Here is a 25,790-nt window from a genome sequence, read left to right as displayed (position 1 = left end):
TATCTCTAATTCAACAGCTAAGTATCCAAGCAAAATAGATCTAATAAATTGATTTAGGTTTTGTATTTAGTATTTCGTCAAGATAGGAGATATCAGTTAAACCTCGCACCACCATTTCCTGTCAAACTATCCTGGAGTTGGGGTTAATATGTCCCAGGGTAGATGTTGTAATGTGATCGAAGACTGCCCAGATGAAGAATAGACAAGTGTAAAAAATAGGAAGCTTTAAGAGAATAGGTAATATAAAGAACTTAAAAGCGATTCCATATTACATTTTATAGGATGTTCGAGCGTCAAAATGTAACTATCGCCAATATAATGTCAGGTCATCTGCTATTTGGATTCCTTAAGGAATACTGAGTACAAAAACTATTGTTTTAATCTGCTGATATTCATAAGTTAGATGACACCATTATACGGTTGAGATAACATAACTTCTCCTGGTCACTCTGACAAAATTGTTTGTGGAGGTGACAGTACTTGTAGGGAATTTACAGTGCAAAACCTCTGTAAAAAAACTGTAATTTTGCTGACCTTGCTGTCTATTAGGGTGTATTTTGAATCTATGTCTGAGTTGAACTGGAAAATTGGTCTTGAAATAGAATTAATGGCACCAATGGGGCTAAGTAGAAAAGACTTAGCAGAATCCATTGCTGAAAAATATAATGGTTCGGTGCATCGTATTTTTTATCCACAATCCGAACCAAGTCAGGTTCCAGGAACGCAAGTATTTCAAAATCTTACTTTGGGATTTGAGGTTTTTTATCCACAAGGAAATTTAATTGCTCGTTGTGTTGACGATTTGACTTTACAAGATGATTTAGACAAAGCTCAAAAACCACAACCGGGATGGTATAGAATTGTGAGTGATGATACGAGATTACTTCAACTTGTTAGTTGCCAGTCTGATGCGTTATTTTCACTAAATCAAGTCCTAAAGCCAATCGCAGCTTTGTTCGGTACCGATACCGAGACTGGGCCAGAGGGAATGATTAGAGTCGCTGATAATACAGGTAACCCAATTGCGATCGCTGCACCACTTCCGGGAGAACGAGAACGTCCTTGTGAATTAATTACCCCACCCATCAGCAAAGATCATTTCCAGTACTTGGAACCACTTCTGGAAATAGCACGTTCTCTTGGATTCACAATTCCTCGTGAAGGGGCAACTCATATACACTTTGATGGTAAAGCTTTGTGTTCTGCAAGAATTTTTGCAAATTTGGTTAATATATTGTGGACTTATGGAGAAATTTTAAAACAGTTAGTAGGAACTAATCCCCAATGTAGAAGGCTGGGAGTTTGGGATTATGATTTATTGGAAATGGTAAATGAATCTGACTTTAGAGAGTTGAGTTGGGAAGAAGCTCAAACCAGACTCACTAAACTTCAGCTAACAAAATATTGTGACTTTAACCTGAAAAATTTAATTCATCATATTCCTGGCAAACACACTTTTGAGGTGCGTATATTTCCTGTCTGGCTCGAATCGAAGCCGATTTTAGAGTCAGCAATGTTGATTGAAGCTGTACTCAATTATGTTATCTCAATGGAGAAAATATCACCAGCAACACTCTTGCAATGGGATTTGGTTACTGTAAAAGAATTTTTATTATCCTTACCTATGTCTGAAGAGTTACGTATCCTTTGGTTATCTCGTGCGGCAAAAGTATCTTAGGTTTTTGTAATAAATAACTACCGATCCCATTCAAGTATCTACACGAAAACTTCATATATTTTATTTATCTCCCGTCGTATGATATTTTAGTGGGAAGGGGTTAAGCGCTTGAAATCAAGCTAGCTGAAAGCAAGATGCGATCCAGCGAGTTACTTTTCAAATTTGAGGCTGATTTTTATGCAAGAATTTCCCCAAGATGGTTTTGCAGACTTTTTTTCTGAAAATCTTACAGATGATGAGATTCAAAACATTAACGGTGGTTCGTTGGTTTTCTTAGGTGATGATGAACGGATGGTTGGTTGGACAGATATGATACTTCCAGGTGAATTTGGTCCTGTTGTTTTAAGTCCCGTACCTCCAGGGACAAAACCAGGAGATCCATATCCCAAATCTTAATTTTGGGACTTTGAAACCACTGTAAATATCAAATATTAAAAGATCCCATAGCAATAACTGTGTTGAAGCCGCGCTGTGCTTTCACAATCTAGCGATCTGCAACAAAATGGAATACTTGATTGATTCGCACTCCCTAAAGTTGTTAACCATTGAGATTTTAAATTATAATTAACGGCTACGGTGGGATATTTTTGTTTGGCAGACTTTCAAAACTTATTTATTTAAAACTTATTTAAGTTGTTTGAGTATAAATCTTTATTAGCTAAAGGCTTAACTGGGTTCTAACCTGTTCAATAAAATTACCCAAAGTTTCTGGTAAATTAGTAATCTCTCTAATTAGATCTTCGGGTGTAAAGCCAAAAGCATTTAAAAGAATAATGATTACAAAAACAGCAACTGCTGTACTGAGAAAAGTTTTGAATACATTAATTAAAGCTCTAAAGATAAACCAGGCAGAAATTAATGCAGCAGTTAATAAAATTAAATTTGTTGGCACGATCTCGCCTCAGTGAATTTGAATAAAAGTAAAAAATAATACTACTTTAACTGATTCGTTCTTGGAAATAATTTATTTTTTATGTGGTTATTATTACATAGAATTAAATTAAACCATAAGCACAAAGGTTATATAATTTTGCAGGAAAATTAGCTATTTGTAATACTCCAAACTTGATACCAAGATAATCTGAATCAAAAGCTATTCCTAGGGGACTTCCTTGCTGAAATCTAAACTTTATTTTTATCTACACTGTATCTTGCTCTGATATCGGAAATTTAAGTGCGTTCTTAAATAAAAAGTGTATTCTTGGGTTAAAGTTAATTTAATTTAGCAGATAATCCATACAATAATTTCCCAAATAGTTTTATTGTAACGAAACCCACACTTTTATATTCAAAATTTGACTCACATGCTTAACGCCCGTCAATTAGCATTTTTTGCCCTAAAAGAAGTTCACAAAGGGGCTTATGCTGATGTTGCTTTAGATAGAGTATTAAAAAAAGCCAGTTTAAGCGACAATGACCGGCGTCTAATGACAGAATTAGTTTACGGTAGCGTTAGAAGACAACGAACCTTAGATGCTCTAATTGACCAATTAGCTACCAAAAAATCTCATAAACAACCTCCAGATCTGCGCACAATTTTACATTTAGGTCTGTATCAGTTGCGCTATCAACTAAAAATCCCCACTTCAGCAGCAGTAAATACAACCGTTGCTTTAGCTAAAGATAATGGCTTTAAGGGGCTATCAGGATTTGTAAATGGCTTACTGCGTCAATATGCCAGACTTGCAGAAAAAGAAGATCCTTTGCAACTACCACAGGAAACAATTAAACGTTTAGGAACTTTACACAGTTTTCCTGATTGGATTGTGAAAGTATGGGTAGAACAGTTTGGCGATCTAGAAACAGAGCAATTGTGCAGATGGATGAACCAAACACCAACTATTGATATACGGGTTAATCCACTGAAAACTAGTTTAGAAGAAGTTGAAGCTGCTTTTCAATCCGTAGATGTTTTATCTCAACCCCTTGTGGATACACCACAAGCATTACGATTAATGGGTCGCACGGGATCGATTCAAAAATTACCTGGTTTTCAAGAAGGTTGGTGGACAGTTCAAGATGCTAGCGCTCAGTTAGTCAGTCATTTGTTAGATCCCCAACCCGGAGAAGTAATTGTAGATGCTTGTGCTGCACCTGGAGGAAAAACTACTCATATCGCTGAATTGATGGGCGATCGCGGCAAAATTTGGGCGTGCGATCGCACTGCTTCTCGATTACGCAAATTTCAGGAAAATGTCCGGCGTCTGGGTTTTAAATCTATTGAGACAATAACTGTAGATAGTCGTAATTTAACCCAGTTAGAGAATTCTGCTGATCGAGTTTTATTGGATGTACCCTGTTCGGGTTTGGGTACTTTACACCGTCATGCTGATGCTCGTTGGCGACAAACTCCCATTTCTGTGAATGAATTGTCACAACTTCAACAAGAATTACTATCCCATGTAGCAACAGTTGTGAAAGATGGAGGAGTATTAGTTTATGCGACTTGTACCCTTCATCCACGGGAGAATGAAAATATTATTGAAGCTTTTCTCAACAAAAATCCAAACTGGAAAATTGAATATTCGCGCTTGGAAGAACTGGGAACTAGGTACAATACATCACAGGGGTACTTGAAAGTATTGCCACACGAAAACAATATGGATGGGTTTTTTATGACACGCCTAAGAAAAAGTAATAGTTAGGTAATTGGTAATGGCTAATTGGTAATGGGTAATGAGTATTTTTTCTTGATTTCCAATTTCCAATCCCTAGTCGCCAATTTCTAATCCCTATAATCCCTAATCCCCATTGTGCCGTTCAATCTCAAATGGACACATTACTACCATAGGAGGTAGTTATGGCTGCTAATTCCACCAACGTCAAACAATTAGTTAAAATTCTGATGGGAGCTGCCTGGATTGATGGCATAATTCAGCCACAAGAGAGGCAATATATTCGCAAAATAGCTCAAGAACAAGGAATAGAATCTGACCCAGAAATCAAACCTTGGCTGTATGAATTAGTGACGGTCAAGCCAGCGGAATGTTACCAGTGGATCAAAGAGTATTTAGGTGACTCCCCCACTGCTGAAGATTATCAAAATCTACTTCAAGCGATCAGTGGTTTAATTTATAGTGACGGAGAAGTTGCGACCGAGGAAGCAAAGTTTTTGGCTAAACTGCAACAATTATCTGATACTAGTAGTTCAAGTGAAGCTGGTTTTAATGCGATTCTCAAACAAATTCAGAAACTATACCGTAGTTGGGTAGAAGTTAATCGCTGAATCTGATTTTTTTTATTTGGGGCTTAGTAAATCGTATTTACTTTGCCCCTACTGACCTATTTACAACATCTCCGATACCTTTTCCTTTTCTAAATCTGCATGCGATGTTGTATTTACAACAAAGCAGCAACAAGAACTTGGCAAATAAAGGAATCATTGGATGTTTTGAGATGAGTTTTGTTCTAATAAGCACAATCTTATAGCGACAAACTTATAGTGACAAAACACAAAATTTGTTCCCAATCAAAACTTTTTCTCAAAATTTGGTTTTAAAACTTGGTCTTAAAACTTGGTCTTAAAGTTCAGATCTTAAAGCTTAGGATCTCAAAACTTCATATCTTAGAATTTAAGATTTTGGTTCGCTGACGCTGCTTTTATCATCTGTTTCAACTTTAGGTACAAAGTCTGGACGGTCTTTACTTTCCCAACCTGCAGGACGTTTGGAATTGTACCAAGCAATTGACCCAATACCTACAGCAGCAATAAAACCAACTACATATACAGCAGTAAAAGCAAGGGGGAAGTTATGTCCAGTATTTGTTGCGACTTCCATTAGTAAATGCATTTGAGATTTTCTCCTCGAAAAACTTAACAGTACTTAATAATGCTATAAAAATAGCCTACCATTTACTGAGAGCACCTCCTAAAATCAAAACCTTTGACCTGTAGTCACCTCAAATCTCATATCCCCTTCATCATTGATCCCTAAATCTCCCCTCAGCAGTCCAAAAGGAGATAGTACGCGCAAACCAACACCATAACCAAAACCACTTCCAGGTTTACCCCGTTTAACTCCCGGTTCCCCTAAAACACTTCCACTGGAACCAAAATCGGTAGCAAAGTCTGTAAATACAACTCCTCCAACAGATCTGAAAATTGGAAAACGATATTCAACTGAAGCTAGACCATAACTGCGAGCACTTGCAACTTTTCCATTGTCATAACCCCTGACAGAGTTAAGACCACCAAGATTAAAGGAATCAGCAGGGGAAAACGTACCGATAATGGTACCAGTCTGCAAGTTTACTGCTAACATTTCAGTGTTTTTACTAGAACCACGACTGCCAATAAATTTTATCGGTAAATAACGGATATAATTCGCCCGCAAACGGTTACTTTTGATTTTACCCAAGCCAATGGGAATTGCTTGTTCGGTACTCAAAGATAATATAGACCCTTGGGTGGGATAATCCCGGCGATCGCGTTTATCTTGTGTTACTTGCAAAGATAAAGTAACTAAATCATCAATTCCCGTACCGCTCACAGATAGGGGACTATTGGTACTATCAACCCGCGCAACCTGATAATCACTATTACGCAAGCTGATTCTGCTGTAGTTCAAACCTAAAGCCCCATCCCAATCATTGAAAGAACGTAATAAAGCTACTGAAGCGCCAAATCTTCCTTCCCGTGCTGTACTACCATCCTGCAGTCTAATATCATCGCTAAAAGTCTCGGAAAAGTTTCGCTGACGAAAAGCTGCTATTCTGTAACCCAAATGGTTTGGTTTTCCTAAACTGTAACGCTTGGTAAATTCGCCGTTAAATTGAATATCTTTTCCACTGACTTGTAACTCGGTTTTCAGTTTATCATTAAGACCATTGATATTTACATCTCGATAACCAATTTGACCGTAAATTCCAATATCTCCACTATTTCCACCCCCAAACATCCAAGAAGGAGTACTGCTTTCTTTAAGAAAGAAAGTAATCTTTACTCCTGTCTCGTCTTCTTGAAGGGAAACTTTAACTTGATCGAACGACTCGAACTTACGCAGACGCCTTAAATCTGTTTTTAATAGCTTTTCACTGAAGCGATCGCCAGTCTTTAATATTAGATTATCAATAATAAAATCTTTTTGAGTACGCCCTGTTATTGGTTGACCTTTTTTATCCTTTGTTAAACCATCTGTATTTACAAATTTAATTTGAATATTTTTAATTATTTTGGAATCTTCTTCAAGTCTTTCAAAGTATTCTTGAGGTATATTTACTTCATTACCTTTTGCTTTGTTCGTTATGGATTCACATAACAAAAAACCAAAAATAAAAACGAGAATAATTTTAAATCGCATTTGTAAACTGTTATCTATATAATTTTTCATTTTTTATTTGTAAATTATTGTTTTCTTATTTTTCTATTATCACTTATCATCACTAGTTTGTCGTTAGTATAGAATTTATAACTATAAAATATAGTGATTTTAACTTCATTTTTATTTATTTCAGTATCCAAAGAAAGATTTGTAAAATATATCCGAAAACAGAAAAATTATAGATTATGCCAGCCTTAGAAGATTTATTTAGTAAATGGTGTAGTTTACTTTTACAACTTGAAATTAAATCCACAAAAATAACTGAAAATACTTTTGCTTTAATAGCCAAAGAATATTCTCAAACAGGGCGTTACTATCATGATTTGCAGCATATTTTTCACGTTCTAGAAACAATTAAAATTTTGGAAAATTTAACTAATCAATTAACCTCTGTCGAGCTTGCAGCGTGGTTTCATGATGTTGTTTACGATTCTAAAGCTCAAGATAATGAAGAAAAAAGTGCAATGTATGCTACTAATTTAATGAAGTCATTAGAAATTGATTCAAATACCATTGCTAATGTAAATAGCCTCATCTTAAGCACAAAACTTCACCAAGCCGATATAAATGATATTGACAGTCAAATTTTGTTAGATGCAGATTTAGCTATTTTAGGTTCTCCGGTTCAACAATACCTTACATACGCGAAAAATGTTCGTCAGGAATATGCTTGGGTTTCAGATCGGGATTATCAGAACGGTAGACGAAGATTTTTGGAACAATTTTTGCAACGGAAACGTATTTACTATACGGATGCAATGTTTGAAAAGCTAGAACAATCTGCGCGTAGTAATTTAACTGCAGAATTGAGGACTGACACGATAAATTTTTCTATTTAGGAAATTTCTAGTCACATGAGCACATTGGTTTGTGCTGTTACTTATTTTACTCATCAATTCAAATACAAATATTAAGTAGTTAATGATACTTAATTCTTTGATTGGTGAGTTTTATGTATAACTCTTTCACCGAAGCAATCTCAGGATAATAAAAATATTGAAATGATATCTTATTCAAGAAAATAACTGGTATTATTATTCAGTCATAAGAATTACTTTTTACAAATAAGTCTTACAGCCAAATGTAATATTCGATTACCCACTTCAAATTAATTGTCACCTTTTTATCACTTTTGGCACCCATTTTTGTCACTTTTCATCCGTACCATTGACGTAATTCTTATTTGTCTAGGGTTTATGCAAGCTCTTGTTTTATTTGGGATTAGAGTTCGCTGACACTAATCCCTTTTCTTAAGGTTTGAGAAAAATCTAGCATCTCATACCTATTACTTATCTAGAAGATCTAATGATTTTCACTTACTACTAACCAGTTGTTAAGGGTAGGTTTAGCTACATATAAACTTTTCCACTATCATTCTTGCTCCATTGTAGAGACGTTAATTTGAAATGTCTCTGTAGAACTTCTTTATTCATGCTTTTGTGTGACTGAAACCCTACGTTCCCAGTCAATGTCGCTGTTTTTAGTGTTTATGTACAACGATACGCTTCATCACGACTTTCAGAGTACCAAACTCAGTTATAGCCACTAAATTACAAGCTCCGAGCAATTTTGTTTGAAACTTTGAGAATTGAAAACCAGATAATTGGAAACTAAATGATGAATAAAACTCAGACCAAACCTAAATTCAACTATGGCGAAGCTCTACAAAAGTCTAATTTATTCTATGTAGCCCAGCGTTCCGGCGATCTACCTAATGATAATCCTATTCCTTGGCGTGATGATTCTGCTCTCAAAGACGGAGCAGATGTGGGTCGCGATCTAACGGGGGGATATTACGATGCGGGAGATCATGTGAAATTTGGGTTTCCCATGGCTGCTTCAATGACCATGCTCAGTTGGGGTGTCAATGAGTATCGTGATGGTTACAAAAAAGTTGGTCAACTCGATGAAACCCTCGATAACATCAAATGGGGAACAGATTATCTTCTCAAAGCCTACGACGATAAAGGAACTGCAACCACAAAAGATGATGTTTTTTGGGGTCAAGTAGGTAGTGGTCAAGCCGATCATGGTTACTGGGGAGCACCCGAGGACATGACAATGGCTCGTCCAGCATTTAAAGTGGATGCGCAAAATCCCGGTTCAGATTTAACAGGAGAAAGTGCTGCAGCGTTAGCTTCTGCATCTATAGCTTTTCGTGGTACTGATGATGCTTATGCTGACAAACTCTTAGATAAAGCTAAGCAGCTTTATGAGTTTGCTGATAAATATCAAGGTGCTTACACTAATTCAATCCAAGATGCTAGTGCTTTCTATAATTCTTGGAGCGGTTACAAAGATGAACTTGCTTGGGGAGCAGCTTGGTTACACAAAGCTGTTAAAGCTGCTGGTGATAGTGACAGTAAATACTTAGATAAAGCAGAAAGTTATTATAACGGTATAAATAGCGGTTGGACGCAAAACTGGGATGACAAAGCTTATGGTACCGGTATTCTGCTAGCCCAAGAAACGGGTAAAACTAAATATAAACAAGATGTAGAAGCCTGGTTAGACAATTGGTCAGATTCTAACGGTGGGATCAAAAAAACTGAAGGTGGTTTAGCCTGGTTAGACCAATGGGGTTCCCTACGCTATGCAGCAAATACAGCCTTTTTGGCAGGTGTATATGGGGACACAGTAAACGATAAAAGTGGAAAATATACCGACTTTGCTGAAAGTCAAGTTAATTATATTTTAGGAGATAATCCTAGAGATTCCAGCTACATGGTGGGTTTTGGTAAGAATTCTCCCCAGAATCCCCATCATCGAGCAGCATCTGGTACAACTAATATTGGTAATCCCGATCCCAACAAATACACCTTATACGGAGCACTAGTTGGTGGTCCTTCTTCAGCAGATGATAATGCTTACAAAGATGAGCGTACTGACTATGTAGCTAATGAAGTCGCCTTAGACTACAATGCAGGTTTGACTGGTGCTCTTGCAAGGATGACTAAGGAGTTTGGTGGAGAAGCATTAACCAAAATTCCTGGTGTCAACCTTGATGGAACTAGTAATCCAACCGATCCAGTCGGTGGTGGTGGAAATCCCGATGGGGGTGGAAATCCCGATGGGGGTGGAAATCCCGATGGGGGTGGGAACCCCGATGGTGGTGGAAATCCTGATGGTGGTGGGAACCCCGATGGTGGTGGGAACCCAACCGATCCAATAGGTGGAGATGTCAAATTTTCTGTAGCCAACGAATGGAATGATGGCTTCACAGGAAATATTAAGCTTACAAACAACAGCGATAAACCTATGAATGGTTGGGAGTTAGAATTTAAAGCTCCCTTCGAAATCAAAAATCTTTGGAATGGTAATATTGAAAGCCACGAAGGAAACAAATACGTAATAAAAAATGCCGACTGGAATGGCATGATCGCACCAGGTCAATCAATTGAGTTTGGTTTCAATGGCAGCAATTCTGATAATATGCAGTTGGAATTGGGTAATGTGGAACTCAATGGAGTAGCAACTGGCGGTAACCCAACTGACCCAGTAGGTGGTGGAACTGACAACCCAACTGACCCAGTAGGTGGTGGAACTGACAACCCAACTGACCCAGTAGGTGGTGGAACTGACAACCCAACTGACCCAGTAGGTGGCGGTACTGACAACCCAACTGACCCAGTAGGTGGCGGTACTGACAACCCAACAGACCCAGTAGGTGGTGGTACTGATAATCCAACTGACCCAGTAGGTGGCGGTACTGGTGGTGGAGTTGACCCAATTACGGGTGTTACAGATTCAAAAATCCAAGCCGGTACCGAATATGAAGGTGATGGAACTTTTTATGGTGCAACTGGAGGAGGACATTGTAGCTTTGATCCTGTAAAACCAGGGGAACCATTAATGGTTGCTGCAATGAACCATGAACAATACGATAATTCGGAAGCTTGTGGTGCTTATGTAGAGGTATCTGGACCTAAGCAAGCTGAAGGAGCCGACCCAATCGTTGTCAAAATTGTGGATGAATGTCCTGAATGTAAGCCTGGTGACCTGGATCTAAGTCCTGAAGCGTTTGAGTTGATTGGTAACCCAATTGATGGTCGTATTCCCATAAGTTGGCATTTGGTAAATCCTCAAAGTACAGACCCAATTACATACCATTCTAAGGAAGGAAGTACAAACGAGTATTGGACTGCAATACAAATTCGTGATTCTAATGCTCCGATTTCTAAAGTAGAAATGCAAGAAGCTAACGGTAACTGGTCTGAGCTTGAGCGCAAACCTTATAACTTTTTTGTTGATAGCGATGGTGTTGGTGTGGGAGAACATACCTTCCGAATAACTAACACATTAGGACAAAGCATCATGGACACATTTGAGCCTGCTGTCGGTGGACAGGATGTTGTTGGTCAGGTCCAGTTCCCTACAGACCCATTCCCAACACCCATGGTCTAGTTAGTTTTAACTCTTGGGTTGACCTTTGAAGCTTTCAAACATAAGTCATTAGTCATTTAAATATTGGTGGTGGATAGATGTAGAAAAATGTCTATCTTCCACCTTTTACTTTTGGTGCAGTCAATTTCACCACAAACTTAATTGTTTCGGAGATGTGTCTTGATCGTTCCAACTTGGTAAGGGCGGTATTTGAATTCCGGTCTTTCCTAAAATTTCGTGAAAATGACGGGCATTTCTGGGAGAATATTCTTCTTGAGGACAATGAATAAATAAATATATGCGTTTTTCTTCCTCTAACCATTTTTTAATATAGATTGCCCATTCCTCCATATAAGATTGATTTTCTGGTAAATTAGGGTGGGAAATAAATCGAATCAGGCTGAAAGGTGCGGTCACGCTGAAGTCGACCGGAAGTTGGGGTTTTTTACGTTCGGAATGCAACTGTGGATTATCTTCGCAATTATAAATTGGGCGGGTATCCAATAAAACTCTACCCACGCCAAATTTTTCTAGTAAGGTTGTTAATTCTGTAGTGTGGGGCTCTACAAACCAGTTTTGATTGCGAACTTCTATTGCTAACTCAACTCCAGTTTGCTGCCAAGCTTCGATAAAAGTTCTCAAATCGTCGATCGCAGTTGGTGGATAACTTGGTGGTAACTGAGCAAACACTGGTCCGAGACGCTTTCCATCTGCTAATGGTTTTACTCTATTAACAAAGTTAAGTGCATCGGGAATTTTAGGCGAAAGTAAATTATTGTGGGTGATATCTCTGGGTAATTTGAGACAAAATTCAAACTCTGGGGGAGTTTGTTGCACCCAACGAGTTACGGTATCCTGTTTGGGAACGGCATAAAAGGTAGTATTACCTTCAACGCTGCTAAAGCGACGACTGTAAATCTTGAGAAAATCAGCAGCACGAGTACCTTGGGGATAGAGTGTACCAACCCAATCTTTGTAAGCCCACACAGCACAGCCAATAAAAAAATCCACAATCCGATGCCCCTGTCAATAATTCTTTATTTATCGTAGCTTTCCATGGACAGATATGTGCGTTAACTAGGATTTAATCGGGGTAGTTTATGGAAAAGCTAACTCTTCATCAATTACCAATTACCATATGACGCTTACGCGTCACGCCTTGCTAACACTGCGTTAGCAGTGCGGGCGTATACCAATTACCAATTACCAACTCGTTACTCCAAATTTAGCCCCAAGTTATCAAACATTTCTCTTGACATGGGTTCATTTGCACGCTAAATCACATCTAATATAAAGCATAATATCTAAGCAACACGATGATTATAGGAAAATCATTTGTAGATTATTCATGGAATGATATTGTTCAATGGTTAAAAATTGATACCCTCAGTTCTGCCGATCGCCAAGAACTTTTATTGTTATCTATGATTGCTGTCGTAAGCCTAGCATTATGGCAGTTTAGATTAGGAAGAAGTATTGTTAGACCTTATTTTATTTTAGGTGTTTTCTTCCATGAAGTAGGACATGCCATCGCAATACTAATGTTAGGCGGAAGACCTGTAAAAATACAACTATTTCTTAACGGTGGTGGTGTTACACGGAGTTACTATCAATCTTTCGGTAGATTTCGTAGAGCAATAGTTTCAAGTGCAGGTTTTCTGGGAAGTGCTTTAGCTGGTGGTCTATTGATATTAGCTTCTCGCAATCCTAATATAACTAATAATATTTTGATTATTCTGGGAATATTTTCATTAGTCATAACCATTGTTTGGGTTCGGGAATGGCTTGGATATGGATTTATGACGATGATTTTTTGGGGAATAATCATACTTGTGATCGCATTTAGAACACCTCCAGAAGTTCAGAAGTTAATGATTCAATTTTTAGGTATTCAACTTAGTATGATTAATTTTCTTAATATTTGGTATTTATTTGATATGCGACCATCTTCTGATGTGGGAAAAATTGAAAGATATCTATGGTTACCCTATTGGTTTTGGGGAATAATGATAACTCTTTTGTGTGTAGAAATCCTAGTTCAAAGTATTCGTATTGCTTATTTCTCTAATTATTTTCAGTAGCTATTAAGGTCACTTGATATAAGTTAGTTCGATTTTTTGAGTGTGTTATGTGTGGAATTCATAACACACAAATCTTCAAAATTATGATGTTCCATATTTGATTTCACATATTTACTACTTTTGATTTGCTTCTAAATTAGCTTTCTTTTCCAAGTACTGTTGATGCTCTTCTGATGCTAACCAATAAGCTCCTTTGGGTTTAATTTCGGTGACAATTGGTCGCTCATATTTCCCAGATAATTGCATTTTCTGTTTTGACTGTCTTGCGATTGTTGCTTGCTTGGGAATGTGATAGAAAATTACTGACCTGTATTGTTCTCCTCGATCTGGACCTTGCCGATTTAAACTTGTAGGGTCATGAATATTCCAAAATATTTTTAACAATTCATCATAAGTAACTATATTGGGGTCGTACTCTAGTTGTGCAACTTCTGCATGTCCTGTAATCCTGGAAACCACATCTAGATAAGAAGGGTTTTCAAAATGTCCGCCCATATATCCCACAGAGGTGGAAATAACACCTTTTATTTTCTGAAAAGCTGCTTCTACTCCCCAAAAACATCCTGCTCCAAAAGTTGCTTTTTCCATGGTTGTATTATTTAGGACTCAATAAATATCATATCTTGGAGCTTGAACCATTCGTAGTTGCTAATTGCTAATTGCTGACTGGTAATTGCTAACTGATAAGTCAGTAAAGGTAGGAGATTTATCAAATCCTAATTTCTGAATATCTTCTATAAGCCACTTCCAGTGTTTTTGTTCTTCATATGTATGTATGTTTATTAATTAATTAATTCCTGGATTATGTTATTGGTTGGTTCTTACCGAAAACATATTTACATACTTCTGCAAAACCCATAATTAAAGGAGATAGACAGAGAGCAAAAGCCAATTTTTACTTTGTATCTATACTTTTAGGTTGGAGATATTCAAATAGTGGTAACTGGGCAAATTCTTGCCTTATCTTTTCAATTAATATGAATACTTATTTAATTTGAAAATTTCTTTATTATTTTTTCACCAGTACCAACTTTATAGAGTGAGTTGGGTACCAGTAAAATCAGTATCAAGAACGTATCCTAGTCGAGTTTTATTTTGCATCGGAACATCCAATGATTTTTATTTCGTCCGATAATGAAACATTGATTAAAATTAATATTTAATTACTTAAATATATTGAGTTCTATATAGTAAAGTTTAATATTAACCAAAATATATAAAACTTCTTGCTAAAAATTTGTTAATTTTGCAAGATTTTGAAATAATTCATGAAACTGTGTCAGGTAAGTTGATACACAAAACTTTTAAGTTTTGCTTATTTTTTCTTAATAGTGAATAATTAATATGATCTTTATTTGTCAATAAGTTAAAATACTCAATTAATTGCAATTCAAAGTAACAATTATGTAGGATAAATTTTCTATTTGCTCATCTGTTCTACGTTAGGTGAGACAATCTGTAAATAGAGTTTTGGTATAGCGTTTCTGTGTTGTCGTTGTTCCTATTTAAGGAGATGCTGCACAAAGATAATGAATCGCGATCGCAAAAGGTATATTAATCATGGCGAAGCCAGTCATTTTAACAGTTGATGATGACCCAGTAGTTTTACAAGCTATCGCGCGAGACTTGCGCCAAAAATATGGCGATCGCTTTCGAATTGTCCGTGCTGACTCGGGTGCAAATGCTTTAGATGCACTTTCCAAAGTCAAACTGCGTAATGAAACTGTGGCATTATTATTAGCCGATCAAAGAATGCCACAAATGTCAGGAGTAGAGTTTTTAGAAAATGCGGTAGAAATGTATCCCGACGCGAAACGGGCTTTACTTACTGCTTATGCTGATACTGACGCTGCAATCCGTGCGATTAACAAAACCCGCATTGATTACTATTTAATGAAACCTTGGGATCCTCCTGAGGAAAGATTATATCCAGTACTTAATGATCTACTGGATGATTGGTTAGCAGGATTTATCCCTCCATTTGAAGGTGTTCGGGTTATTGGTAATCGTTGGTCTCCTGATTCTCACAAGGCGAAGGATTTTTTAGCACGAAATCAAGTACCCTACGAATGGTTGAATATTGAAGTCTCCGAAGAAGCCCAAAAGTTAGTGAAGTATGCTGAATGTGAAGAACTCAAACTACCTTTGGTACTTTTCCCTGATGGTTCTTCTTTACAACAACCAAGAAATATTCAAATTGCGGAAAAAATTGGCTTACAAACCCAAGCTGAAAAACCATTTTATGATTTGATTATTATTGGTGGAGGTCCTGCTGGTTTAGCTGCTGCAGTATATGGAGCATCCGAAGGTCTACGAACGGTAATGATTGAGAGGGAAGCACCAGGAGGACAAGCAGGAACTAGTTCCCGAATTGAAAATTACCTTGGGTTCCCTGTAGGTTTGAGTGGTGCTGATTTAGCAAGACGCGCTTTAACTCAAGCACGACGTTTTGGCGTAGAGGTTCTTACACCCCAAGAAGCAAAAGGTATTTCTATTCAAGACCAATATCGCATTATTAAATTAGCTGATGGTAGTGAGATAAGCTCCCATGCTGTGATTCTAGCTTTGGGTGTAGCATGGCGACGTTTGAATGTTCCAGGAATTGACCGTTTAACTGGGGCTGGTATTTATTACGGTGCTGCTCAGACTGAAGCTTTATCTTGTAAAGGTGAGGATGTTTATGTTGTTGGTGGAGCAAATTCAGCCGGACAAGCAGCGATGTATTTTTCCAAATATGCTCGTAAAGTAATTATGTTAGTACGGGGCGAGTCTTTAACTAAAAGTATGTCGCAATATTTGATCGATCAAATTGAAAGTACCCCTAATATTGAAGTTCAAGTAAAAAGTAGCGTTGTAGAGGTCAAAGGTGAAAATAGTTTAGAAGCGATTACTATTCTGAATAGTTTGACTCAAGAACAGCAAACAGTTAATGCGAATTCTTTATTTATATTCATTGGCGCTCAACCCAGCACTGAATGGCTTCAGGATGTAGTTAAAAGAGATGAACGCGGGTTTATTTTAACTGGTCCCGATCTAATGCCTAACGGACGTTGTCCCAAAAATTGGAAACTCGAACGCGATCCGTACTTACTGGAAACTAATATTCCCGGAGTATTTGCTGTGGGGGATGTGCGTCATGGTTCCATCAAGCGAGTTGCTTCTGGTGTGGGTGAAGGCTCAATTTGCGTTCAGTTTATCCATCGACATTTAAGTAACTTTTTGTAAAGATACCTTCATCTTTTCTTAAGGAAATGTAGTAAATTCGAAATAAGAATGTAGAGACATTCCAGAGCTTGCGGTATTGGCTTAGATTCTGGTCGTCTCTACAGGGATTTCCGTTTGTATATGGATAAGATGCAGGAGTAATTCGAAATGGATTTTCGATTTTTGGCATTTTGGCAACTATTTTAGTCACCAACTAAATATCCTATATATATCCATGCGTTCTTGTGCAAGTAATGAATTCTCTTTTCCCCGGCAATTTTGTCGGGGGTTTTTATTATAAACTATTTTCAATATTTTGAGTGCGATTCTAGATGATTTTTGTTAAGGATTTCTTATAGGAGATTGGCGGCTGGGGATTGGCGTTAGCGCAAGCGCGTAAGCGTACCGGGTTGGACGCGGTTTGCGCCGTAAAAGCTCTAGGTATTGCGTGACGCGACAGCGCCATATGGGAATACTTCTATTCCGGAGAAGGTGATTGAGTGATAAGGGAGTGTGGGAAGTGTGGGAAGAGTGGGGAGTGTGGGGAGTGTGGGGAGTGTGGGAAGTGTGAGGAGTGTGGGAAGTGTGGGAAGAGTGGGGAGTGTGGGAAGTGTGGGAAGTGTGGGAAGAGTGGGAAGTGTGGGAAGTGTGAGGAGTGTGGCAAGAGTGGGGAGTGTGGAAAGATCTTAAATACCCAATTACCAATTACCAATTACCAATTACCGATCACCCAGCAATATCTACTGAATAACCCGTAATCGGCATTAATCGGCATATTTTAAAATATCAAATCTCAAGTCTGTATCTCAATTACACCGCAAGCAAGACGTTTACCTGCTTTACCCGTAGGCTGGGATTTGAAATCATCTTCCTGTTGATGAACTATAACTGCTTTACCAACAATTGAGTTCTCACCACTGAGTTTTACTACTTTGTCAACGCGGTTATATTTAGCATTTCCTGAGTTATCAGCGGTTATATTACCCAAATCGCCAACATGTCGTTTATCTGCTGGATTATCTGGCGCACCGTGGGGATTACCGTTTGGTGCGAAATGACCACCTGCAGATTTACCATCGGGTGCACTACAATCACCTTTTTCGTGAATGTGGAAGCCATGTTTACCTGGAGATAAACCTGCTACTTGAGCGGCGATCAGCACGCCGTTACTATCAGGTTTGAAATTAACATAACCGCTAACCTTACTGTCTTCGGTTGGTTCAAGGTTTGCAAATACAATCTTATTAGATGTCTTAGTTGTTTCTACTTTTTCAGGATTTTTTGTTTCTGTTCCAGTCTCACAACCAGCTGCAAAAGAAATACAAAATAAGCAAATAATTAATTTAGTCCAAGAAGTCTTCATTTCTGACAACTTAAAATCATTTTTTAAGGTAGGTAATATATATAGCAGGATTTGGGAGCAATAAGATAGGATATGACCTACCGTCACGCTATGCTAATAGCAGTAGATAATGCCTTAAAGCTGATTTCTAGCTGCTCCAACCTCACTGACCCGAAATTTCCTGTACCTAGCTTTTATGCATTCACTGATAAAATAAACTTTTCAATCTCTTCTCCGCAAATCGGAATTTAGGTTTTTCTGTGGAATATTTTACTTGCATTATGCAAAAAATTAGGAATACTACCCACTTTGATGCTTATTTTTCCATGTCTGCAATTTCTTTGGGAACACCAGCAGTCAAAACTTCATGTCCGTTTGGTGTTACCAATACATCATCTTCAATGCGAATCCCGATTCCAACCCAACGGGGATCGATTTCTGGTTGCTCTTCATCTGGTTCGGTGTCTGGTACGATGTAAAGTCCGGGTTCTACTGTGAGTACTTGACCTGGTTGTAAAATTTGCGGGTTGTCCTCACCATATTTATAAACTCCCACATCATGGACGTCTAAGCCCAACCAATGACCGGTGCTATGCATATAAAATGATTTGTACTTTTGTTCCTCAATTAATTGCTCAACTTCACCCACAAGTAAACCTAATTCCACTAAGCCTTCTGTTAACACCTGTACGGCTGTATCGTGAATTAAATTATATGGATTTCCAGGTTTGACTTGAGCGATCGCTTGTTTTTGTGCTTCTAAAACTAGTTCATATAATGCTTTTTGTTCTGCTGTGAATTTACCACCCACGGGAAATGTCCGAGTAATATCAGAATTGTAGTAGCCGTAGGAACAACCAGCATCAATTAATAATAATTCTCCATCCTGCATTTGCCGATTATTTTCAATATAGTGCAGTATACAGGCATTATCAGCAGAGGCGACAATGGAAGGATAAGCCGGTCCCATCCCACCCCGCAGACGAAATATATGTTCCATTTCTGCTTGAACTTCATATTCATATCGTCCGGGTTGAGTAAATTCCATTGCACGATTATGTGCTTCCACTGAAATATCTGCAGCTTTGCGCATTAATTCCAATTCAGCTTCACTTTTGATTAGTCTCATCCCGTGGAGAATTGGACCAGTATCTTCAATTGCAATTGGTCCGGTACCATGTTTCGGGTATATTCGCATTAAGCGTTGCCAATGGTTAAGGATTTTATCATTGAAATTGCGATCGCGTCCCAAATGACAGTAGATGCGATCAGCTTTTTTCAAATATTCGGGTAATTTTTCATCTAATTCTTCAATGGAATATGCTTCATCTGCACCGTAAATTTCCTTTGCTGTATCCACCCCACAGCGATAACCGGTCCAAATTTCAATCTTTTTATCTTTAGGTTGGACGAATAAAACGTATTTATGTTCTGGATGATGGGGTGCTAAGACTGCAACTGCTGCTGGTTCGTTAAATCCTGTGAGATAAAAGAAATCGCTATCTTGACGAAATACATATTCAACATCATTATGCATCACCGCCATCGGTGCGCTACAAAAAATAGCTGTACCATTACCAATTTTTGACATTAATTGCTGGCGACGTTGCTGATATTCTGTATAGATACTCACGTTAATAACTCAAATTATGATGATACTTATTTTGATATTTTAACTTTGTATTATGAACTTTGTATTGACTGTAAATCTACAAGTCATAACTTGTTTCTTTTCTCTAGCAAGGAGCATCTTATTGAAGGCTCTGTCTAGGCTGTTGACTTTGTTATAATTTCCATATTTTATTCATATAACTTTTCTCTTATCTTTTATCTCGTTCCCAGGCTCAGCCTGGGAACCCATAGGAAGAGGCTCCGTTTCTTATCCAGACTGGAGGCTCCGCCTCCAATGAGGTATTCCTTGCCAGAGACAAGGAACAAATTATATCAAAATTCAATAATCTAGGCTTTACCTCATAATTAATATCACCGAGTTAATATGTCAGCTTGAACTAACTTATCTAGGTATTTTGCTTCATTATTTGTATCTATATATATCAAATTTATTCACTATTTTTGATGATAAATTATGCTGAATTTAAGATGATTTTCAGCAATTAAAACTACAGAATAATATGTAAAATATCAACAGTTATTGGGTTAACTTTAAAGTATTTTTTAGATGTTCCGGTATAACAAAAAAAAATCCAAAATGATTATTAATAGATTTATAGCCAATACTTGTGAAAAAAAATTATGCTGGCATTTGGAAACAACTCTGCGAAAACAAACCAAAAATTGTCAACTTCGATATCAACAAATGGTTTTAATTCTCAGAAAAACGATTTAGTAGACACTACTTTAAATCTAAACGGTTCTTCTCAAGCACTTGTAGGAGGAGAAAATGCAAACTCTTTGCAAAATCCTAATCCTGTTTTAAATAATCCTACTGTTAATCCTGATTTTGATGGTGATGGTAATACTGACCTCGTTGGTCGCAATTCACAGACTGGTGAGGTTGCAATTATATTAGCCGATACAACAACTACAACCGTTGGTACTCTCGGTTCCGAATGGGAATATGAGTTTGCAGATTTTAACGGTGATAGTAAAACTGACCTTTTTTGGTATAACAGTCAAACTGGAGAAAGTACTATTTGGGTCATGGATGGTGCAAATATTACTGAACAGCAAGCTTTGGAGCCTGTGAGTGCAGGTTCTAGAGGTAGAATTGGTGATTTTAATGGCGATGGAATATCTGATATTTTGTGGAATAATCAGCAAGATGGTCAGAATTCTGCTTGGATCATGAATGGAACTACGGTAGTCGAGGCTGCTGCTTTACCGGAAACTGGTGCTTCTTGGACTCCCACTGTGGTTGTTTCTGACTTGAACACTAGTACTGATATTTTTTGGCACAACGAATCTACTGGTGAGAATCAGGTTTGGTTGATGAACGGTACCCAAGCAACTCCTGAGGCTTTACCAACCTATGGTGCTGGATGGACTTATGAAGTAGGGGATTTTAACGGCGATTTGCTTACCGATATCCACTGGCATAATGAAGCTACGGGAGAAAATACTCTTTGGATATTGAATGGTACTAATGTCAGCGAAACACCTTTAACAGCATTGGGTTCGGAATGGGAATCAAGTGTTGCTGACTTTGATGGTGATGGTAAAACTGATATCCTCTGGCATAATACCCAAACAGGTGAAAATACTGTTTGGTTATTCAATGGTTCGGAATTTTCTGAATCTCCTCTAAAAACCCTGGGTACAGGTTGGGAATCAAGTGTTGGTGATTACAACGGTGATGGTAGTTTCGATATTTTGTGGCGTAATAGCGAAACAGGTGAAGATGTCGCTTGGTTGATGAGTGGTGGTCAAATTGCTCAAGAGGTTCCATTACAAACTGCTCCTCCAGAATGGTCTCTTAGCTAGTACCGCTGCGCGGAAGTAAAGTTAATTTGGTCGATTTGTTTTGTTCCAAGGCTCAGCCTTGGAACCCATAGTAAGAGGCTCTCTCTGCCTTGTAATTATACGCGAGGTGGGCGATATATCCCATTAATTTGTTTCCCAGAGAATTCTGGAGAGATGTAACATGTTACGTCTCTACAAGTAATCGCAGATTTATTTATCAACCAATATTCAGTCGCGATATCGCAAAACCTAGAATATAAATTCTGCAAACATTTTGATACTTTCAGGACTTACGCAATTGTCACAATATACTGGTGGTGCGTGACACTAAGAACCTTATTAATACGTTCAAGTTTACTCTAAGTGTCACACACCCTACAAAAAAATGTGCTGGTTGCGTAAATCCTAACTTTTTCTAAGTGACCGAGATAAACATTTTTGTCAAATGGATATATGTTATCAATTTACAGAAATATAAATTCAAAACCTTTAAAAATTTATAACTATCGTCCCTAAAAATACCTGATGTCTTCTCTTATTAAATCCCCTTCTACAAATACTGTTTTATCAACGTCAACAAATTTAAATGATGTTGTTTCCAATAAATCTGCTTTAAATACGGATCTGCATTTGACCGGTGCTTCTCAATCTGGACTGCAGGAAAACAATGTTTCTGCAACTGCAAATCAAAACCCCAATCCAACTTTTAGCGACGTTAGCAACTTTATAGATTTTAATGGTGATGGGAAAAATGATAAGTTTTGGCGCAATACCCAAACCGGTGAAAATACTATTTGGTTAGTTGATAATACTAATATTGATGCTGGTTCCATTTCCGCAATTGGCTTGGAATGGGATTTACAGTTTGCTGATTTTAACGCCGATAATAAAACAGATATTCTCTGGCGTAATACTCAAACTGGTGAGAATTTAATTTGGTTGATTGATGGTAAAAGTATTACTTCAGAAATTGCTTTAGATCGTATCGATCCTACTTGGTCTGCTAGCATTGTTGATTTTAATGGCGATAATAGCAGCGATATATTTTGGCGCAATAATCAAACAGGTGAAAATGCTGTTTGGATTATCGAAAATAGTAATGTAACAACAGCGGCTTTTTTGGAAACAACTGATATTTCCTGGTCTTTTAGCATTGTCGATTTTAACGGTGACGGTAAATCAGATATTTTTTGGCGCAACCAAACTGCTGGTGAGAATGAAATTTGGTTTGTTGATGGTACTGATACTTCGGAATTTTCATTGTCTGATGTAGATTCGCAATGGAATTATACTTTGGGAGACTTCAATGGTGATTCCCGTACTGACCTTTTATGGCGTAATGAAACTACTGGGGAAAATACTATTTGGTTGATGAACGGAATTTTATTCTTGAGTGGTTCTCTAGATAATCTTGATGCTTCTTGGAAACCCAGTGTGGGCGATTTCAATGGCGATGGTCAGACTGATATTTTCTGGCGTAATGAAGTAACCGGGGAAAATACAGCTTGGTTGATGAATGGTACGGAAAAAACTACCTCTGCTTTCTTCCCCAGTAACGATCCTGGGTGGAGTCCTTCCCTTGGGGATTACAACGGTGATGGGAAAACAGATGTTTTTTGGCGTAATTCCCAAACACAACAGAACGATATTTGGTTTGTCGATGGTACAACGATTACGGAAGCACAGATTTCTGAAGTTTCGACTGAGTGGGTGGTTTATTAATAGGACTTAGAAATTAGTGAAGATAAGCAATAAGCATTTAGATGTATGCACTCTGCGCTTATTATTACTGCAAATATTCTGAACTTTTAAAATCGGGACTTAGACATTTTTTTGGAGTAATACAACCTCAAAGCTTAACATGTGAAGATTGTACTTAAATCAATCATATATTTTCCTGGTATATCCAGGTTATGACTAACACCACGCTTTGCTAAGAGCTATTTTTTAGGGTTTGAAGCTAATATCTTGTCATGAGTGGATTTGAGGCTTTTACCTCCTTGTTTTTGTCTGAGTCCGACTAAAAGACACACTTTAATTACTGAGTTGTTGTAAATCTCTACCAATGGTATATTTAGCTTTTTCGGAATTTTCTTCGTTTTGTTCAAAGTCAGTATTAACAATTTTTTGGAGGGGTTCTTTATCAGGTTCTGGCATATTTAATTGGAGGGGTTCTTTATCAGGTTCTGGCATATTTAAGCAGATACAGCGATTTAAAAAAGTTAGAGGTAAATCGCACTCATCGTTACTCGTCAAAATTACAATAGGAAATTCTTCACAAATAATTTCTCCTCCTTCGATATCTACTTCTTCATTCTCATAAGTAAACACTTTTACCTTTGGTTGCTGCTTTTTTATCTGGGCTAACTCAGGAATATAAAATTGTCCTTCTGCAAAAATCTTCAAAAGATTGTTCTGTAAATCAATACTACTATTATCAATTTCATCTATTAGCAAAACTCTGGGTTTATTCCTTTTACTTTGGAAAAAAGCTGTTCCTAATGTCCCTAATCGTACATATTTACCAATATCATCAAACTGTTCATTTTCTTGTTGGTTACATTCTAAATTTTGAAAATACCAACCTATTTCTAATTGCCGCCTTACTGCATCATAACTGTAGAGACCTTCTGTTAAAGTAGAATGAGTTGTAATATTCCATCGCAAGACTTTTCCTAAATTCAAATTATGTGCAATCGCGTAAGCAAAATAACTTTTGCCTACTCCTGGTCTTCCTTTTACTATTAAAGGACGGCGCAGGTAAATGGCTGTATTGATAGAGTCTAATTGCTCATCCTGGAGCCGAAAAGTTTCTCCTCCTTTTTCCTCTTGTGTAGCTTTTGTTTGTTGGTCTTTAATTGTGTTAAAAAAATCAATTTTAAATTGTTTGCTATGACTTGATTCTTCGATATCAGTTGTCAATAAATGCCTACGAGCCTCTTGGTATTCTTTTTGATATTTTTGGATTTCTTCTTCACAATTATAATAAGGATTTTGAGTGATTTCAAATATTTCTTTTATTTCTTCTAATATCTGCTTTGTTTTTATATTTTTTGTTTTTCCTAACTCGAATAAACATCTTAAATAAGCATATAAGCGAAAAATAAATTTATTGACTACAACGTTCTTATCAGGCCAAAGATAAGATAGTTTCATCGTCATACAGAAAGCCTTGAAAAAGTTGTAATCAAAAGCTTTTTTATCAGAGCTATTATGATCTAGAATTTTCCTAGTCTCTATATCCTCCTTTACATCCTTTAAAAAATATTTATATGCATAGTCGGCACATTGCCAAAACAAGGGAGCATCTAATTTAGCTAATATTTTTATTAGTTTTTCAGCAAATTCACCACAATTTGTTGTTTTTGCTTTAGTAAAATGAATACTATTATTTGATGAATCATAGATTTCTGAGATATATTTATCGAGTTTAGTAATACTATCATCCCGCTTATAAATATATTTCACCCAGTCAATAGAAGAAATAGCAGGGTGGAATTCGTTAGGTTTATATTCTTCATCGCCAATATCAAATGGAATAATATTATATATTTTGCTTAAACCACACATCAAATGCCATGCATCAATTTCAGCCCGTACCCATTTGGAATTGTTAGATTTTCCTGAAATTGCAAGGAAAAAGTAATCAGATTTTTGCAGTCCCTTAACAAGTTTGACTACCCATTCTGTATTAATTCTCCCCTCCTCTTTTGATAACCACGGTTTAAAGCCTTTTTTTTTAAACCAACTACACAATTTTTTACGATAGATTCTTTCAAATGCATAATCTTCATTTGAGTGGCTAATAAATAATTGTGGTCTGTGATTTTGACGATAGTTGCCCATAATTTGAAGATTCACGACGATATAAATGTTTAATTGACATTCGTGAGAACTTAAGATACGATGATTACTCGTAAAAGCGAGGTGCATGGCGGCTTAGTCCAGTAGGGCTAAGACAAAGTTGGGATAACTATTTTTTGTTTTCCCTTAAGCACGCATAAGCAATGCTATTAAATCTGACGTGACAGAAAACTGAAAAATCGTGTTTTTCACCTCTATCTCGTCCAAACTTTTAAGCATTATTGCTTATTGACAAATACTTTGTCATCTTAACTTGTCACCACTGAGATCAATCTGATTTGAAGCGTAATCATAGCACGATTCTAAACGAAACGCCCCCCCCGCTAACCCTACTTATCTGTTATGTTTATTTCGTGCTTTTTTGTATCTATTTTTCAACACTGTTTGTGCTGCACGCATTTAAAGTTTCGCCGCTGTCTTCGGTCAAAATTATAATTTTTTTAGAGTCCGCAATCATCAAAAATTATGATTTTGGTCATCTAATACAATAAAAACTT

Annotated in this window: 19 protein-coding genes; 11 read left to right on the top strand and 8 right to left on the bottom strand. The window is 37.2% G+C overall.

What is annotated here, in order from left to right; all coding sequences use genetic code 11:
• Positions 1-565 precede the first annotated feature (565 nt).
• Positions 566-1,678 carry an amidoligase family protein gene (locus BC008_RS32830; protein ID WP_036265368.1) on the top strand — a complete coding sequence of 371 codons (1,113 nt, stop codon included), beginning with the start codon at positions 566-568 and terminating at the stop codon, positions 1,676-1,678.
• Positions 1,679-1,855: 177 nt separating this feature from the next.
• The gene (locus BC008_RS32825) at positions 1,856-2,074 is read left to right on the top strand and encodes a hypothetical protein (protein WP_027843264.1); all 219 of its coding nucleotides are present in this window, start codon (positions 1,856-1,858) and stop codon (positions 2,072-2,074) included.
• A gap of 262 nt (positions 2,075-2,336) precedes the next feature.
• On the opposite strand, the gene BC008_RS32820 is transcribed toward BC008_RS32825, so the two are convergent.
• Positions 2,337-2,570 (bottom strand): hypothetical protein, encoded by a 234-nt coding sequence (locus BC008_RS32820; protein WP_027843265.1) that lies wholly within the window; start codon positions 2,568-2,570, stop codon positions 2,337-2,339.
• A gap of 412 nt (positions 2,571-2,982) precedes the next feature.
• Between BC008_RS32820 and BC008_RS32815 the strand changes: the two genes are divergently transcribed.
• Positions 2,983-4,323: a 16S rRNA (cytosine(967)-C(5))-methyltransferase gene (locus tag BC008_RS32815; protein ID WP_027843266.1), complete on the top strand. Its 1,341-nt coding sequence runs from the start codon at positions 2,983-2,985 to the stop codon at positions 4,321-4,323.
• A gap of 155 nt (positions 4,324-4,478) precedes the next feature.
• Complete coding sequence (locus tag BC008_RS32810) at positions 4,479-4,904, top strand: tellurite resistance TerB family protein (protein WP_027843267.1); 426 nt, start codon at positions 4,479-4,481, stop codon at positions 4,902-4,904.
• Between the two features lie 346 nt (positions 4,905-5,250).
• On the opposite strand, the gene psb35 is transcribed toward BC008_RS32810, so the two are convergent.
• Together psb35 and BC008_RS32800 are read right to left on the bottom strand one after the other, a co-directional pair.
• A complete protein-coding gene (gene psb35, locus BC008_RS32805) occupies positions 5,251-5,469 on the bottom strand; it encodes a photosystem II assembly protein Psb35 (protein WP_027843268.1) in 219 nt (72 codons plus the stop codon).
• Positions 5,470-5,553: 84 nt separating this feature from the next.
• On the bottom strand, positions 5,554-7,008 hold the full coding sequence (locus tag BC008_RS32800) for a BamA/TamA family outer membrane protein (protein WP_058184237.1): 1,455 nt from the start codon (positions 7,006-7,008) through the stop codon (positions 5,554-5,556).
• 176 nt (positions 7,009-7,184) lie between these two features.
• On the opposite strand from BC008_RS32800, the gene BC008_RS32795 reads away from it, so the two are divergent.
• Together BC008_RS32795 and BC008_RS52260 are read left to right on the top strand one after the other, a co-directional pair.
• On the top strand, positions 7,185-7,838 hold the full coding sequence (locus BC008_RS32795; protein ID WP_027843269.1) for an HD domain-containing protein: 654 nt from the start codon (positions 7,185-7,187) through the stop codon (positions 7,836-7,838).
• Positions 7,839-8,613: 775 nt separating this feature from the next.
• Positions 8,614-11,403: an expansin EXLX1 family cellulose-binding protein gene (locus BC008_RS52260; RefSeq protein WP_082650688.1), complete on the top strand. Its 2,790-nt coding sequence runs from the start codon at positions 8,614-8,616 to the stop codon at positions 11,401-11,403.
• 126 nt (positions 11,404-11,529) lie between these two features.
• Here BC008_RS52260 and BC008_RS32785 read toward each other — a convergent pair whose 3' ends face one another.
• Positions 11,530-12,393 carry a DUF72 domain-containing protein gene (locus BC008_RS32785; protein ID WP_027846965.1) on the bottom strand — a complete coding sequence of 288 codons (864 nt, stop codon included), beginning with the start codon at positions 12,391-12,393 and terminating at the stop codon, positions 11,530-11,532.
• Between the two features lie 305 nt (positions 12,394-12,698).
• Here BC008_RS32785 and BC008_RS32780 point away from each other — a divergent pair, with 305 nt between their 5' ends.
• Positions 12,699-13,463, top strand: a complete 765-nt coding sequence (locus tag BC008_RS32780) for a M50 family metallopeptidase (protein ID WP_058184234.1) — start codon at positions 12,699-12,701, stop codon at positions 13,461-13,463.
• A gap of 114 nt (positions 13,464-13,577) precedes the next feature.
• On the opposite strand, the gene msrA is transcribed toward BC008_RS32780, so the two are convergent.
• Positions 13,578-14,051: a peptide-methionine (S)-S-oxide reductase MsrA gene (gene msrA / locus BC008_RS32775; protein WP_027844270.1), complete on the bottom strand. Its 474-nt coding sequence runs from the start codon at positions 14,049-14,051 to the stop codon at positions 13,578-13,580.
• A gap of 972 nt (positions 14,052-15,023) precedes the next feature.
• Between msrA and BC008_RS32770 the strand changes: the two genes are divergently transcribed.
• Positions 15,024-16,688 carry a response regulator gene (locus BC008_RS32770; RefSeq protein WP_027844269.1) on the top strand — a complete coding sequence of 555 codons (1,665 nt, stop codon included), beginning with the start codon at positions 15,024-15,026 and terminating at the stop codon, positions 16,686-16,688.
• Between the two features lie 501 nt (positions 16,689-17,189).
• On the top strand, positions 17,190-17,357 hold the full coding sequence (locus tag BC008_RS49860) for a hypothetical protein (protein WP_161938194.1): 168 nt from the start codon (positions 17,190-17,192) through the stop codon (positions 17,355-17,357).
• 103 nt (positions 17,358-17,460) lie between these two features.
• Here BC008_RS49860 and BC008_RS32765 read toward each other — a convergent pair whose 3' ends face one another.
• Together BC008_RS32765 and BC008_RS32760 are read right to left on the bottom strand one after the other, a co-directional pair.
• Positions 17,461-18,030: a superoxide dismutase family protein gene (locus BC008_RS32765; protein WP_027844268.1), complete on the bottom strand. Its 570-nt coding sequence runs from the start codon at positions 18,028-18,030 to the stop codon at positions 17,461-17,463.
• 295 nt (positions 18,031-18,325) lie between these two features.
• Positions 18,326-19,636 carry an aminopeptidase P N-terminal domain-containing protein gene (locus tag BC008_RS32760; protein WP_027844267.1) on the bottom strand — a complete coding sequence of 437 codons (1,311 nt, stop codon included), beginning with the start codon at positions 19,634-19,636 and terminating at the stop codon, positions 18,326-18,328.
• Between the two features lie 626 nt (positions 19,637-20,262).
• Between BC008_RS32760 and BC008_RS32755 the strand changes: the two genes are divergently transcribed.
• Positions 20,263-21,450 carry an FG-GAP repeat domain-containing protein gene (locus BC008_RS32755; protein ID WP_036266185.1) on the top strand — a complete coding sequence of 396 codons (1,188 nt, stop codon included), beginning with the start codon at positions 20,263-20,265 and terminating at the stop codon, positions 21,448-21,450.
• 504 nt (positions 21,451-21,954) lie between these two features.
• Positions 21,955-23,151, top strand: a complete 1,197-nt coding sequence (locus BC008_RS32750) for an FG-GAP repeat domain-containing protein (protein WP_027844265.1) — start codon at positions 21,955-21,957, stop codon at positions 23,149-23,151.
• Between the two features lie 312 nt (positions 23,152-23,463).
• On the opposite strand, the gene BC008_RS32745 is transcribed toward BC008_RS32750, so the two are convergent.
• Positions 23,464-25,275, bottom strand: coding sequence for a TIR domain-containing protein (locus BC008_RS32745; protein ID WP_058184231.1), 1,812 nt, complete (start codon positions 25,273-25,275; stop codon positions 23,464-23,466).
• Positions 25,276-25,790 lie beyond the last annotated feature (515 nt).

The organism is Mastigocoleus testarum BC008, from assembly GCF_001456025.1.
Taxonomy (GTDB): domain Bacteria; phylum Cyanobacteriota; class Cyanobacteriia; order Cyanobacteriales; family Nostocaceae; genus Mastigocoleus; species Mastigocoleus testarum.
This window is presented reverse-complemented; position numbering and strand designations above follow the sequence as displayed.